At 35.4% G+C, this 683-nt stretch carries 1 protein-coding gene; it reads right to left on the minus strand.

Annotation, left to right across the window (positions count from 1 at the left end):
- Positions 1–683, minus strand: a 683-nt coding sequence (locus ACOSP6_RS00340; RefSeq protein ID WP_422095672.1) for a SprB repeat-containing protein, incomplete at both ends; no start/stop codon positions are given.

A 683-nucleotide genomic window follows, 5' to 3' on the forward strand; every position in this document is an offset into this window, starting at 1 on the left:
GTTAATTCAGTAACTCCTGTAGCTATTGAACCTCCTGAACCATCAAACCACTCGTAAGTATAATTCGGTGTTCCTCCAACAACTTCAACTTTGATAGAACCATTTGATAATTCAAAGCCACTTAAATTAACAACTTCTTCATTCGATAATTCTAAAACAGCAGGTGCTGTTAACGTAACTGTTCTCTCTGCTCTACAACCATTTGCATCAACTACAGTAACTTCATATGTTCCTGCAATAACATCAGTTAAATCAGCAGTATTTGCTCCTGTATTCCATAAATAAACATATGGTGCTGTTCCTCCAGAAACCGTGCTATTAATTGTCCAATCATTTCCAGTTCCACATAATACATAGTCAGATGATAAACTCAACTCTAAAACAGTAGGTTCAACTAAACTATATACTGAACTTGTAACTGTATTCGAATTTGCATCAGTAATTACTGCATAATAATTTCCAGGACCTAAATCCGTAAGATTCCATGTAGTTCCTAAAACTGTTGAACTGCCTTCAGCAAACCACTCACATGTATATCCTGAAACTCCTCCTGTTACACTTGCTAATAAAGATCCGTCATTTGCTCCATTACAACTGATTATTGCGGTTCTTGATAATGAAACCTCTAATAAATCAGGTTGTGTTACTACAAACTCTTTAGTAAACGAACATCCTTTAGTATC

This window comes from Tenacibaculum sp. MEBiC06402 (assembly GCF_049239625.1).
Lineage (GTDB): Bacteria > Bacteroidota > Bacteroidia > Flavobacteriales > Flavobacteriaceae > Polaribacter.